The following is a 13,335-nucleotide window of genomic DNA, read 5'->3' as shown; positions in this document are numbered from 1 at the left end:
ATCATATATATGAAGGCATCAGCGAACCGGGGATCCGCCCGGGTTCCCGATGACGCCGGGATATTGGTACAACAACGGCTCATCAAAAGTTGCATAGTCCAGGTTTAGCATCAATAAAATGGTCCGCTTGCCTGTTGCCGGATCACTAATAATAATGTGATCCCGACCTGCTGCTTCCAGAATACCTTTGAATATTTTCGCATTCCATTCGCGGTTATTTTCATAGGTCATATAGAAAGTTCCCGTTTTGCCCAAGTTCAAGCGTAAAATATTTTCGATGTATGATTGCTCGTATTGCGGAGTCTGAACCTGAACTACCGTACCCGTTGGTGTCATGGCGCTGCCACTACTTACTGAAGGCGGAAAGCCAGTCATAGGTTGCATGGTTCCGCTTGGAGCCATCCCTCTTGGCCATTCGGGATATCCATTGCTGGAAGCATAAGATACGGGACGGTAAGCTTGCTGTGAAATCATTTAAATTCCTCCTATAAATGGTTTTAATTTTGATTCTTCAAGCCATTCTGAAAGGTGTCTAATATACATTAGGACAGTCCTGTTCAGTCGGGCTAAAAAAGCAGTGGGCTTTAAAGCGTCCGGTATTAGTCTGGTTATACCAGGTATCCGGACAATCTCCAGCCGGTCTGAAAAACCACAATGCATTGGATGCCGGACGTATTTTCTCACCATTGATTACACGCTGGGCAAGTCGAATGTCCCGATCACGGGCCCTCTGATAAAAATACCCTTTCTGTGTAGCTTCAAAACCTCCGGGGCTTTGAAACACCATGTCATTCATGAGGCGTATCCCTTGGAAATCCAGGCAATTGGCTAAAATCCGGTTCACTCCGACATTGCCAACCATGAGCATCCCCATCTCGCCTTCACCCTCAGCCTCAGCCCGCATCAGCCGGGCGAGGGTCCTTACATCCTCTGAGTTGGTCTTGATTACAGCCACCGCGTCCCCTCCTTGCTTCTCCTTCACATACCCTATCTTATGGTACAAATGCCCAATAGGTGACAGTCCAGAAAATAAAAAAAGTAGCCCCCGATTGGGACTACTCATTTAAGCTTTTATCATGGCTCATAGATCATCTTACGCGTCATGCCACCATCGACCACTAAATTCGTACCTGTCACAAAATCATTTCCAGGTTGTGTCAGATACAAACAGGCACGTGCGATATCTTTAGGGGTCCCTACTCTTCCAGCCGGATGCTGCTGATGGTCTTCCGCACGCAATTGCTCATAATCTCCGGTTTCAATCCACCCTGGACTAATACAATTAACCTGAATCCGATCCTTTCCTAGCGATATGGCCATCGCGTGTGTAAGGGCGGCTATGGCTCCTTTGGATGCCGCGTAGGCTTCCGTGTCCGGCTCTGACATGAAAGCTCGTGTAGAGGTCATATTAACCACTGAGCCCCCTTCTGCGTTTCGCTTCATTACCTTAGCCGCTTCCCTGGTTGCAATAAAACAGCTGCGTACGTTGGTATTCAGAATGTCATCCCATTCTGCTACTGTTAACTCATATGGAGATTTCCATTTGGATACGCCTGCATTGTTAATCAACGTATGAATCGTACCGTATTCTTCTTCTGTAGCACGGATCAGTGCTACTATGTCTTCTTCCTTACGCACATCACAAGGAATAAAAATGGCCTGATAGCCCTCGTTCCGGGCTGCTGCAGCAGCTGCGGCGCCCTCTTCCTCATTGTGGTCAGCAAACACGACTCTGGCACCCTGAGCAGCGTAGGTCAAAGCGACCTCTTTCCCAATGCCATGCGCCGCTCCTGTTACAATAACAACTTGTCCTTCAAATAACACGATTCATTCCTCCTCTGAACTACTCTGTTTTAGTATATATGTACCAAAATGTGCCGTACAAGAAACATTCACAGCCTCCTACCCTGGTTCCTCGCAGAAGGCTGTTAAATGACCTTTGACATTTTGACTGCTACATTTTAACCTGCTCCAAGCTATAGCGATTAAGACGCTGAAACCCAATATATTTTGTACCTTGAAAAGTAAGTCGTCCCTCATCCCCTTCAGCGCATTGACCATATTCTTCCCCAGATACCTTGAACTCCATCCTGTCGCCGCTCTCCACTTCAAAGGTTACATAATAGAAAGTATAAGTACGAGTTCCTTGTTCCTCCTGGCGCCTCTGCTGGAGATGTGTCCTTCTGGCTGTAATCCGGGAACCCACCGTCAAAACTGGCTGCCGTTTGTTCCGGTTCCATTCCATGACTTCCTTGCCCGCAGACAACACGACAATACCCAACACAACTACGAAAAATACGGGCAATACCGTACCCAGCCAATCGAACATCCATAATGACTCAAATCCCATGCACCGCACTCCTCTCCGCCAGGTTCCATAGGGAAACCACCAGGCATCCTGACCTGCTTCAAGCCTTCTATAATAGTATATGTATGTTGCCGCCCAAATTTGATAGCAACCCTCAAGAACGCCAAGAGCCTCCACGGAATAGGTCCGGGAGGCTCAAGATATGGCGATATCAGAATAACTCATTGATTTACACATGTACAAGCTGGAGATAACGTTGTGTTTCATCCAGAACTTCATGATCTTCTTCTTGGGCGTAACGCTCTGCGCATTGCTTGCAGTCCTCTTCAGTTGTGCAACCATAGGCATCTTGACAAGTGTAGCAAAATTGAAGGTAGTATTGGGTTAACATATGATCCTGATTCGCTCTCATGATTATCACTCCTATCGTTGTTTACAGGTTTAGTATAACAGTGGCTCATCTGTTAGTTTGTGATTTTTTTCACATGTTGTCGTATAAAATTTAAATTTTTTAAAAATAAAACGCCCTGGGAACCATCCCAGGGCAAGATCCTTTATTGAAATTATAAAATTTTCCAGTTTAATCCGCCATCCGTTGTCTTTAATAGCAATGATTTCTTGTCGTCGAGCCGTTCCAAAAGCAGCCAACCTACCGATGAAGAAGCAAAGCGAAGCTTGACTGATCGCGGGTAGTCTTTTAGCTTCGAAGGCAACACTTTGTTGCCTTTGAGACTTATCCACGTCTTGCCTCCATCCATTGTACGGCTCATACCGTTTTCGGTTATGACCCAGCCTTCCTTATCACTGAGAAAGGTACGTCCAGGAGTTATAGAATTACTATTGCTACTCAGACCCAAAGGCACATTGTTCCATTGTGTTCCTGTATTATTCGTAAACAGTCCGTTGTATTTTGTACCTTTATCCCCATAGCAGAGAATCGGAATCCAATATGAGGAACTGTTACCTTCAAGGGACTGCTGTGCTTCTGCCTTGGCCTGAGGGCACCCCTGCAGACTGTTAGCTACCGGAGTCCACGTTTTCCCTTGATTCGGAGTTTTATACAATTTCACCCTACTGTCCAGATTGATCGCCACAAAGCCTTGATTGTTGGAAGAAAAGCTCATTCCCGCTACACTGCCCTGATCGGGTAAACCGGAGCCTGATTTGTAGGATGTCATACCGGAACTTTGCGCAACTTTATTCCAGGTAGCTCCTCCGTCCGTGGTGTGATACAACATTTTTTGTTGATCCTGCTCATTCAGTTTTGTATAAGCCATAATCCAGCCTGTAGTTGGATTTACATATTGAATCGAGCTTACATGATCTCCGCTTGGTAACGCTGAAACATCCCAGCTCTGTCCGCCATCTGCCGTTCTTAGAATGACTGTTGCTGTTTGGTCGAGATTTTGACGGACAACCCAACCGTGACGGGAATCCGTGAAGCTAATATCCTTGCCATATTCAAGCTTGTCTTGAAATTGGACGTTTTCGGAGGGAGAAATATTATTCCATGTTTTTCCGCCATCATGAGTATAATACAGTCGAAGCTCATTACGGGTAACTCCCCAAACCAACCCTTTATTGTTATCGATTAAATGAAAATCCGCAATTCGTGTCTGTACTACATATTTGGCGTTTGGATCGCCCTCCTTCGGGGCCACTGGCGGATTAATAGTCATCGTCTGTCCCTGGTCATCTGGTTCCTCAATCGGAGGTTTAGTTACAGTTTTTTGGGGTTCAGCAGTACAAGCAGTTAACAAGATGCCCGTCAACAGCACTACTCCTCCCAAGAGCGCACGCCAGCGCAGTTTCATATCAAAATCCTCCCTCGATGGCATGCGGTAATCACGTGCCAAAAGCTTATCTGAAACAGAATTATACCATAAACACCCCTATGTGACACTTTTCGCGTAATGACAAAAAAAACCGGCTCCTTCACAAAAGTGAAGGATACCGGCTTTTTTATACTCATATTGTTTAGGCTTTATGGTTCAACAAACTTTTGTGATACCCATAGAAGAAATAAATCAGCAGTCCAAGCAAAAGCCACACGATAAATCCAATCCATGTGCTGATATGAAGCTGAAGCATCAGTCCGATGCAAACCAAAGCACTCAGTAGCGGGAGTAACGGAACCCATGGTACCGTAAACCCTCTTTTCAATTCTGGGCGTGTCTTACGCAAAACGATGACCCCAACCGAAACTACAGCAAAAGCGAACAGGGTTCCAATACTCGTCAGGTTGGTCAGTGCATGTAACGGGAACAAACCACTTGCCAACGCGATAATGCTGCCCACCAGCCATGTGCTTCGAATCGGTGTTTGAGTCTTGGCATTTACCTTAGATAAAAAAACGGGTAAAAGACCATCACGTGACATGGAAAAAATTAATCGTGTCTGCCCGTATAACAGCACCAGTAAAACGGTCGTCATCCCCGCAATCGCACCGACTGAAATTAATCCGGCTACGAAATCCTGATGAATAAAGCGGAGAGCAAACGCAACCGGATCACTAACGCCCAATTGTGTATAAGGCACCATTCCTGTCAGCACAATCGAAACGGCAATATACAATATCGTACAGATTGCTAGAGAGGAAATAATACCGATGGGCATGTTCCGCTGCGGATTACGTACCTCTTCGGCTGCAGTTGAGATAGCATCGAAACCCAGGTAAGCGAAAAATACGATTGCCGCAGCACTCAAAACACCAGAAAATCCATAAGGCAAAAATGGTGTCCAGTTGGCAGGCTTAACATAAAAGATTCCAATCCCGATAAATAGCAGTACAACTCCGACTTTAACACAAACCATGATGAAATTGAATCGGACTGTTTCCTTGGCTCCAAGACTTAGTAGCAGTGTAATGAGCATGATAATGCACACGGCTGGTAGATCAATGATGGTCCCCTTGGCCTGATCAAAGGCTGCAGTTAAAGCTAACGGTAGATGTATATCAAATCCGGCCAGTAAGCCTTGAAAGTAAGCAGACCAGCCACTACTTACAGAGGCGGCCGCCACTCCATATTCCAAAATCAAGTCCCACCCCAGTACCCAGGCCAGAACTTCTCCAAACACAATATAACTATATGCATAAGCGCTCCCAGCTGCGGGAACTGTAGATGAAAGCTCTGCATAACACAAGGCTGCCAATACGCAGGCAATCCCTGCAATAACAAAAGAAAGCATTAAGCCGGGACCAGCATTTTCTGCTGCTGCCTTGCCAGTAATAACAAAAATCCCTGTTCCGATGATGCACCCCACTCCTAGCATGGTGAGATCAAAAGGTCCCATGGTTCTCTTTAAGCGACCTGTAGATCCGCTTTCCTCATGTGGGAGCAATCCGGTTTTTTTTCGAAATAAGTCCATATTTCTAATCCTCTTTCCATAATTTCTTACGTCAATATCGGTACTGCAACGCTTTAGTGCATGTTCCTATTGCTCGATTAATTATTAGCGAGCTCGCCTTTGAAGTCAAGGAAAAATGTCATATTTCTTTACGGTGGGTAATTATATACGGTACACTAAGTTGGAAAGATAAATTTTGAAGTAATATGCCAAAATGAAAAGGTATACAACCCGAGAAGGAGATGAGGATTTAATGAGCTTAAAACCTTACAAACGAAGTAGAGTGGCTATTGTCGGCATGGGAGCGGTCGGCACAACAACTGGCTATACTCTACTGCTGCGCCAACGCATGTCAGAACTTGTCTTTATTGATGTTAACGTCAAGAAGGCGAAGGGGGAAATGCTCGATATGAATCATGGGCTTCCCTTTCTCGGCGGTGTAAAAGTGTGGGCGGGTGATTATGAAGACTGTCGTGATGCAGATATCATCATTGTTACGGCAGGCGCTTCACAAAAACCTGGAGAGACGCGCATCGATCTGCTCAAGCGTAATGCCGAAATTTTCGAAAGTATTATTGATAATATCGTCAAAGTTAATAACCATGGCATTTTGTTGATCGCAACCAACCCAGTGGATATTCTCTCCTACATCTCTTGGAAACGCAGTGGATGGCCTTCAAGCAGAGTTATTGGATCGGGTACATTGCTGGACAGCGCACGCTTCCGCTATCTGATCGGTAAGGAAAAGGGGATCGACCCACGAAGCATCCACGCTCACATTATTGGTGAACACGGTGATTCCGAATTACCTGTATGGAGCACAGCTAACGTTGCTGGAACACCACTGGAACTTGGCGAAGAAACGAAAAATGAAATTTTTGAAAATACAAAAAATGCTGCCTATGAAATTATAGATGCCAAAGGCGCAACATCTTATGCCATTGGGCTGGCTCTCGACCGCATCGTAGCGGCTATCCTTGGGGACGAGGGGTCGGTACTTAATGTGTCCACTCTGCTGGAAGATTATAACGGTGTATCTGACGTTTATTTAGGTGTACCGAGTATCGTCGATCACAATGGAGTGCGTGAAATTTTGGATCTTCCGCTCAATGACGAAGAACGTGCAAGGTTGATTCAATCTGCGGACAAGCTGAGAGATCAAATTAGTAAAGTACATGTGTAATTCAGTAAGTTAGGAACATAAAGGATAAACAAAAACGGGCCTACACAGCGGATATATCCGTTGTGAGGTCCGTTTTTTTAATATAACTCCGTTTCTTGCCCTGCTATGCGTTCTAAATTACCAAGGTGGCGTATCGCCACCCATACCTTCATCTTCATGTTGACGTTTCTCTTTGAGCCGCTCAGCCACCGTTTCAAATGATTCAGGTTGCAGCAGCTCAATCGGTGAAAATCCCTTTTCAAACGTAAATGCATCACCTTCAATAATAAGGGCGTATCTATCATGAAGCTTTGTGATATGCAGCTTGGCACCAAAGTCGGATAATAACCCGCGCACAGCCGTATCATCCAGTTTGAAACGAACTTCAATTTCCGGTTTTAGCTCAACAATATGCTGCGCAGCCTCTACAACCTGAAGAGGCTCCCACTTCCCTTGCAAATCCCGTTTTTCACTGGCCGCCCACAGCTCCAGATCGCGCTCTTCCTGCTGTCTTTCCTCGTTAGAGGCATCCGGCCATTTGGTTTCTACATAGTTCTGAACGAAGCCCATAACATGCTCATTAACGATTTCCGGCATGGATTGCTCATAGGTCACGAATTTCAAAAAGTCTTCAAAATACCGCGCATGCGAAGACTGATGAATTTTAAGCTCCCACTCATCGTTCATCCCCTCTTCCAGCATGTAAGGATACATAATGGATTTCATATTCCGGGCTGAAATGGCCATTTCGACCTCACTGACCAGGCTGCTTTCAGTAATTCGTGCAATTTTAGGTTCGAAATCACATTTGAGTACAAAAATAAACGGGTCGTCAGAATGGGTATTCAATGTAGCCTGCACAATGATCAGTGCACCACCGCGTACCGCGCTTGTATCCAGATACATCCGCACCAGATCATCACATGCATTTTTAAAATCTTCCTTATCCTCTGCTGCACGTAGTCGGGCGAACATATTAAAATTCGGATTGCTGCTCAATTCATGTTCCGGTTCGACGATAAAGCGGCCAATTTTTGTTGGTGCTTGCTCTGTGCTGGGATTTTTTTCAACCTTTCGCTTGCTAATACGAGCAAATTCCCCGTCCAGAAATTTTTTGACATCACTCTCGTCGTAATCATAGTCATCCATTGTAGCATAATGCTTATAGGACTTACCACCTTGTCCTTCTTTCCCGTCTACCTGAATAACAAAAAAAGATAAAAAGTCCACTTGAAAGTTCATTTACGTTCTATACGCTCCTTTTCAGGCATGTACGCGTAATTATATCACTATGATTTTAAAAGGTACATCGGATTCAGATTCTGATAGATAAGAGACATGAATTAGTTAACATAATATTTATTATGTAGTTTTGTTTTTTTATTTGGATATCCCATTCAATTTATAAATATGTAGTGATCCCCCTCTTCTATTCTAATCCGCTTTTTTGCATGATTGACTATTTCCTTTTATTCCCTATGTTTTATTCAGGATTATAAAAAAACATTTGACTGAATAACAGTATATTTATTATATTATCTATTATTATATAGACAAAATATTATTTTGTTTATAAAATCATTCAAGAGCTAATGATCTGACAATAAGAAAGGAGAGTTTGTTGTTGTTTAAAAATCCATATATAAGGACCATTATCGCCTCCAACGCACTGCTAAATTTGGGCATCTGGGTGCGAAACTTTGCCATACTGTTGTATGTAACGGATTTGACTCGTAATGATCCCATATACGTATCGCTCATTTCGGTTGCTGAATTTGCACCTATCTTTCTGTTTGCCATCATTGGAGGTACATTTGCGGATCGTTGGCGGCCTAAACGGACAATGGTTAGTTGCGATCTGCTGTCGGCCGCGTCTATTTTTATCGTGTTGCTCGCATTGTGGTACGGGTCGTGGCAGGTGCTATTGCTATCCACTTTCTTTTCGGCCATTCTATCTCAATTTTCTCAGCCCTCTGCGATGAAAATATTAAAGCAGCATGTAGCCCCAGAACAGCTTCAGGGAGTTATGGCTCTTTTTCAGTCGCTTATGGCATTATTTATGGTTATCGGTCCTGTGATCGGGACATTTATTTATCAACACTTTGGAATTTTCATTTCTTTGTCCATAACAGGAATATTGTTTCTCATCTCGGCGCTTGTTCTGACTCGTATCCCACAAGATGAACAAGTAATTCAGGTTGATGATCGACCCACTCATTTCACTGAAGAACTCAAAGAAGGAATACGCTATGTATGGAATAACCGTACACTTCGCACGCTTGGGGGGACATTTACCATAATTGGGCTAGCGGTCGGACTTATTCAACCATTAATGATTTTTGTCGCCATCGAGAACCTTGGGCAAAACAAGGAATTTCTGCAGTGGCCACTAATGGCGAACGGAGCAGCTATGCTGGTAGGAGGTGGCCTGATTATGGGGGTTGCAAAAAAAGTACAGCCGCAATTGCTGCTCGTGATCGGACTTTTGGTCAGCACACTGGCCACCTTCGGAGTCGGATGGTCACATAATATTGTGTTGACAATGGCATTACAAGTATTCAGCGGCCTCTTTTATCCTTGCATTCATATTGGTATCAACACGATGATGATGAAAAATGCCGAAGCTGCTTTTATCGGCCGCGTCGGCGGTGCCCTCTCTCCCCTTTTCTCCGGGATGATGGTCGTCGGTATGAGCATCGGCGGAACACTCAAAGGCGCATCCTCTTTGATCACTGTATATACCGTGAGTGCTGGTTTATTTTTACTTGGAGCGATGCTGTTGTTACCATTGCTACGTGACAAGCTACGTGACAAGCAGCCTGTACAAGCTGTCATAGTCGATGATTCTGACTAACACGACAAGAAACCGCCTCTGGTAGATATGACATCTTCTCCCGGGGCGGTTTCTTAATGTTTGTATCCTGAGTTCATACAGACTATTACTCTCTTACCTCATGCTGCCTGTTCCACAATCGTGCATATAGGCCGGTGTTATCCAACAGTTCATCATGTCTTCCCTGCTCCACGATCCTTCCCTTGTCCAACACTACAATGCGGTCTGCGTTCCGAATGGTTTTGAGCCTATGAGCAATCGCTATAACCGTTCGACCTTGTACAAGACGATTAATAGCCTGCTGAATATCCCTTTCATTTTCAGGGTCCAGCGAGGATGTAGCCTCATCCAGCAAAACAATCGGTGAATTTTTAAGAATAGCACGGGCAATGGAGATCCGTTGTTTCTCGCCGCCCGATAATGTACTACCTCCCTCACCTACCCGGGTATCATATCCCTTGGGCAGCCTGGATATAAAATCGTGGCAACAAGCTTGACGAGCAGCCGCTTCGATTTCTTCCTGTGTAGCATCGCTTTTGCCAAATCGAATATTATTCGCTATGGTATCTTGAAACAGATATACATCCTGGAATACCATAGATACCTTGCGCAGCAGTGCTTCAGGGTTCATCTCTTGGATGTTGTTTCCACCTAATAGCACACGGCCCCGATCCGGATCGTAAAAGCGAGCAATCATACGCAATACCGTACTTTTCCCGCTGCCGGAGGGTCCTACGAGTGCTGTAAAAGAACAGAACGGCATAGTCATGCTTACATCCCGCAATACAGGCTGATCACCATATCCAAAACTTACGTTCCTTAGCTCAATATCGTATCTTTCCGAAGGCAATTGGTCACCCGCCATCACTGGCTCGTTCAGCAATTGGACGATACGTTCACCTGCCTGCTCGTGGTATTTAAACTCAGCGAAGTTTACAAGCGCAGCGGTCAGGGGATCATAAATACGCGTGCCTACAATTAGAAAAGAAACAAACACAATAACGTCCATTTGGCCCGCTAGCAGTAGATATACCCCGATCATAACCATCCACGTCAAGCCAGACCGCATGAAAGCAATGGCAGCCAGCACAATCGGTCCTAATAATCCTTCAATACGGATGCTGTGCCGCATCAGTTCTCTAAATGCAAGCTCCAGCCGGACAAAACGCTCACCAGTTAGCTGGTAGGCTTTAATCACCCGAATACCATTTAAATACTCCTGTAGACGATTCGCAGCATTGATTTTGGCGCGCATATGATTGGCCCCCAGCCGCCGCTGGATACGGGAAGTAAGCAATACCAACAAAATGGCCACCGGAAAAGCTGCAAACAATGCCAGCGCCATCCGCCAATCTAAAAAGGATAATCCGATTAATGCCAGCAGTGGCATTGTCACCGCCCCGATCATCTGTGGCACCAAATGGGAAATCCCATGCTCCACCATTGTAAAATCACCCATCATCATATTGGCCAAGTCACCGGGATCGCGCTTGTTCAGAAATCCAAGAGACAGTTTACGTAAGTGCTCAGCCAGACGCGACCTCCCGGTTACCGAGGCATCATAGGCTCCACGGTATTGGGAACGATAGGCAGGAATCTCACACAGAAACAACAGAAGTAGCGACAGGAGCAGTCCCCCACTAATCCACCATAAGCCAGCAGCATGGAGCGAAGCTCCCGGATGAATAAAAGGCTCGAAAATCAGGCGGGCCGCTCCTACCAGCAAGGCAAAAGGAATCAGGCCTGCGATATTGGCTAAGGTCGTGTATACTACCGGTTTTAACAGTACTCTTGGATTTCCAGCCGTGATATTTTGCAACATTCTCATCGTTGAGCCGCCTCCTCATCCCGTGCACTAATCTGCCATTGTCCGGCATCCGTATAGGCTTGCCACAAGTGGGCGTATAGGCCTTTTTGTTCCAGCAACTCACTGTGCTGCCCCCGTTCAGCAATATGCCCATCCTGAAGCACCAGAATCTGGTCTGCATGCTGAATAGTAGATAAACGGTGTGCTATAACAATAACCGTCTTGTTTTTCATTAGTTCTTTTAATGCCAGCTGCATTTCATATTCATTTTCAGGATCAGCAAATGCCGTAGCTTCATCCAATACGAGAATAGGTGCGTTTTTGAGAATGGCACGTGCTACCGCAAGTCGCTGCTCTTCTCCGCCTGATAGGTATACCCCGCCAGCCCCGATGAGCGTATCATAGCCGTTCGGCAGCTTACAAATGAACTCATGACACTGTGCTGCCTTTGCAGCCGCTATAACCTGCTCCATAGAAGCCTGCGCATCACCTACAGCAATATTGTTAAATACGGAGTCATAGAACAAAAAAGTTTCCTGAAATACAAAGGCAACCGTATCCATCAGGTTAGATGTGCTCATCTGGCGGATATCTGCGCCACCAATACGGATTGCACCTTTCTGTACATCCCAAAAACGCGGCACCAAATTAGCGATCGTCGATTTGCCGGAACCAGACGGGCCGACTAAGGCGGTCATTTCCCCTTGTCTTGCCATAAAAGTAATATCAGACAGTACATGAGCCGATTGATTATCATCTCCGTCCTCATGCTTATTAACTTCTTCTGTATTTCCATAGGAAAAGAAAACTTGCTCAAATTGCACATCATAAGTAGTCGGCTGCTGCGGATGCGCTGGCTCTTGTATTGCAGGTTCGTTAAAAATACGGTCTATCCGACTAACACCTTCATTAATATCACGCATTGAAGACATCAGGTGCATAATTTTAAACATGGGTGCTGACACTCCGGGAGCCATTACCAGAAAAAATAGTAACACCGAGGCAAATGCAACATTTTGCGGATTACCACTTAACAGGTATACACCGACAGGAAGTACAAAAGCAGCAAATGAGCCAATGATTACCTTAAATACGAGAAAACCCGTTTCAAATTGGTCAGTGAATCTCATGCAATACTCACGATAATGCACCATATCGGAATAAAACCTACGGAACGAATGCACCGTCTGCCCAAACACCTTGATTGCGGGTATACCACGGACATACTGCACGGCCGACCCATTCAGGCGTTCTAATGAGTTGTAATATTCCTTGATGTTATCCTGTGTTTTGGAGCCACCGATCAGTGTCATCTGAACAGTGAAAGCAAGCAGAATCGGCACGATGCAAGCGAGCGCCAGCCATATATTCAAGCTAAACATGGCGGCAATCATCACGGCTGCTGTCACAACAACCTGCACTAGATCCGGTAATTGGTGAGCGACAAACGTCTCTACTTTCTCCACATTTTGCTCCAAGGTTTTTTTGACAGCCCCCGTGGAAGTACCATTTAGCCATCCTAGGGGGAGTTTACCGATGTGCGCTGAAAGCTTGACGCGTAAGCCGTACAAAATACGGAAAGCCGCTATATGTGAGATAAGCCCGCCGACGTACATGGTAATAAGGCTGGCTAACAAACCTGCTAAAGCGATGAGCCCCCATTGAATCATCCATGGCCCGTCTGCGGTTGCAGGTTGTGCAGCATGCTCAAGTAGCTCCTTGAGCACAAAATAAACTGAAGCATAAGGCACCAACATGAAAATGGCGCTTAAACCAGAAAATAAAGCGGAAAAAGCAAGTAATCCGCGTTTTTCCCCAGCGATTTGGAGTAATCGGGCGATGCCCGTTTTTGGTTGCATGAATCATTTCTCCTTTCC

Annotated in this window: 12 protein-coding genes; 2 read left to right on the top strand and 10 right to left on the bottom strand. The window is 45.4% G+C overall.

What is annotated here, in order from left to right; all coding sequences use genetic code 11:
* Nucleotides 1-18 precede the first annotated feature (18 nt).
* The 7 genes from gerQ to bcaP all read right to left on the bottom strand — a co-directional run bounded on the left by gerQ (nt 19) and on the right by bcaP (nt 5,677).
* Nucleotides 19-474, bottom strand: coding sequence for a spore coat protein GerQ (gerQ, locus tag ABEW32_RS18175; protein ID WP_430190164.1), 456 nt, complete (start codon nt 472-474; stop codon nt 19-21).
* 58 nt (nt 475-532) lie between these two features.
* The gene (locus ABEW32_RS18170; RefSeq protein WP_430190161.1) at nt 533-955 is read right to left on the bottom strand and encodes a cell wall hydrolase; all 423 of its coding nucleotides are present in this window, start codon (nt 953-955) and stop codon (nt 533-535) included.
* Nucleotides 956-1,074: 119 nt separating this feature from the next.
* Nucleotides 1,075-1,824: an SDR family NAD(P)-dependent oxidoreductase gene (locus tag ABEW32_RS18165; RefSeq protein WP_430190158.1), complete on the bottom strand. Its 750-nt coding sequence runs from the start codon at nt 1,822-1,824 to the stop codon at nt 1,075-1,077.
* A gap of 130 nt (nt 1,825-1,954) precedes the next feature.
* Complete coding sequence (locus ABEW32_RS18160; protein ID WP_430190155.1) at nt 1,955-2,350, bottom strand: DUF2500 domain-containing protein; 396 nt, start codon at nt 2,348-2,350, stop codon at nt 1,955-1,957.
* Between the two features lie 187 nt (nt 2,351-2,537).
* Nucleotides 2,538-2,720, bottom strand: a complete 183-nt coding sequence (locus tag ABEW32_RS18155) for a hypothetical protein (RefSeq protein WP_430190152.1) — start codon at nt 2,718-2,720, stop codon at nt 2,538-2,540.
* A 151-nt stretch (nt 2,721-2,871) separates the two neighbouring features.
* A complete protein-coding gene (locus ABEW32_RS18150) occupies nt 2,872-4,122 on the bottom strand; it encodes a WD40/YVTN/BNR-like repeat-containing protein (RefSeq protein WP_430190149.1) in 1,251 nt (416 codons plus the stop codon).
* Nucleotides 4,123-4,285: 163 nt separating this feature from the next.
* Entirely contained in the window at nt 4,286-5,677 is a 1,392-nt protein-coding gene (gene bcaP, locus ABEW32_RS18145) for a branched-chain amino acid transporter BcaP (protein WP_430190146.1), read from the bottom strand.
* A 232-nt stretch (nt 5,678-5,909) separates the two neighbouring features.
* On the opposite strand from bcaP, the gene ABEW32_RS18140 reads away from it, so the two are divergent.
* Entirely contained in the window at nt 5,910-6,839 is a 930-nt protein-coding gene (locus ABEW32_RS18140; RefSeq protein WP_430190143.1) for an L-lactate dehydrogenase, read from the top strand.
* Between the two features lie 117 nt (nt 6,840-6,956).
* Here ABEW32_RS18140 and ABEW32_RS18135 read toward each other — a convergent pair whose 3' ends face one another.
* Nucleotides 6,957-8,060, bottom strand: a complete 1,104-nt coding sequence (locus ABEW32_RS18135) for a DUF3900 domain-containing protein (RefSeq protein WP_430190141.1) — start codon at nt 8,058-8,060, stop codon at nt 6,957-6,959.
* 382 nt (nt 8,061-8,442) lie between these two features.
* On the opposite strand from ABEW32_RS18135, the gene ABEW32_RS18130 reads away from it, so the two are divergent.
* The gene (locus ABEW32_RS18130; protein ID WP_430190139.1) at nt 8,443-9,672 is read left to right on the top strand and encodes an MFS transporter; all 1,230 of its coding nucleotides are present in this window, start codon (nt 8,443-8,445) and stop codon (nt 9,670-9,672) included.
* An 85-nt stretch (nt 9,673-9,757) separates the two neighbouring features.
* On the opposite strand, the gene ABEW32_RS18125 is transcribed toward ABEW32_RS18130, so the two are convergent.
* Entirely contained in the window at nt 9,758-11,479 is a 1,722-nt protein-coding gene (locus ABEW32_RS18125; protein ID WP_430190136.1) for an ABC transporter ATP-binding protein, read from the bottom strand.
* A complete protein-coding gene (locus tag ABEW32_RS18120; protein WP_430190134.1) occupies nt 11,476-13,317 on the bottom strand; it encodes an ABC transporter ATP-binding protein in 1,842 nt (613 codons plus the stop codon). The genes ABEW32_RS18125 and ABEW32_RS18120 overlap by 4 nt, the downstream gene beginning before the upstream one ends.
* Nucleotides 13,318-13,335: the final 18 nt, after the last annotated feature.

The sequence above is a fragment of the Paenibacillus jamilae genome, assembly GCF_050482105.1.
Lineage (GTDB): Bacteria > Bacillota > Bacilli > Paenibacillales > Paenibacillaceae > Paenibacillus > Paenibacillus jamilae_B.
The sequence above is the reverse complement of the archived record's forward strand: the minus strand, read 5'-3'. Positions and strand labels throughout refer to the sequence as shown.

Bases quoted from the DNA above. Each gene is read 5' to 3' on its own strand.
- gerQ (WP_430190164.1), bottom strand. From the start codon at position 474: ATGATTTCACAGCAAGCTTACCGTCCCGTATCTTATGCTTCCAGCAAT.
- ABEW32_RS18160 (WP_430190155.1), bottom strand. From the start codon at position 2,350: ATGGGATTTGAGTCATTATGGATGTTCGATTGGCTGGGTACGGTATTG.
- ABEW32_RS18155 (WP_430190152.1), bottom strand. From the start codon at position 2,720: ATGAGAGCGAATCAGGATCATATGTTAACCCAATACTACCTTCAATTT.
- ABEW32_RS18150 (WP_430190149.1), bottom strand. From the start codon at position 4,122: ATGAAACTGCGCTGGCGTGCGCTCTTGGGAGGAGTAGTGCTGTTGACG.
- bcaP (WP_430190146.1), bottom strand. From the start codon at position 5,677: ATGGACTTATTTCGAAAAAAAACCGGATTGCTCCCACATGAGGAAAGC.
- ABEW32_RS18140 (WP_430190143.1), top strand. From the start codon at position 5,910: ATGAGCTTAAAACCTTACAAACGAAGTAGAGTGGCTATTGTCGGCATG.
- ABEW32_RS18135 (WP_430190141.1), bottom strand. From the start codon at position 8,060: ATGAACTTTCAAGTGGACTTTTTATCTTTTTTTGTTATTCAGGTAGAC.
- ABEW32_RS18125 (WP_430190136.1), bottom strand. From the start codon at position 11,479: ATGAGAATGTTGCAAAATATCACGGCTGGAAATCCAAGAGTACTGTTA.
- ABEW32_RS18120 (WP_430190134.1), bottom strand. From the start codon at position 13,317: ATGCAACCAAAAACGGGCATCGCCCGATTACTCCAAATCGCTGGGGAA.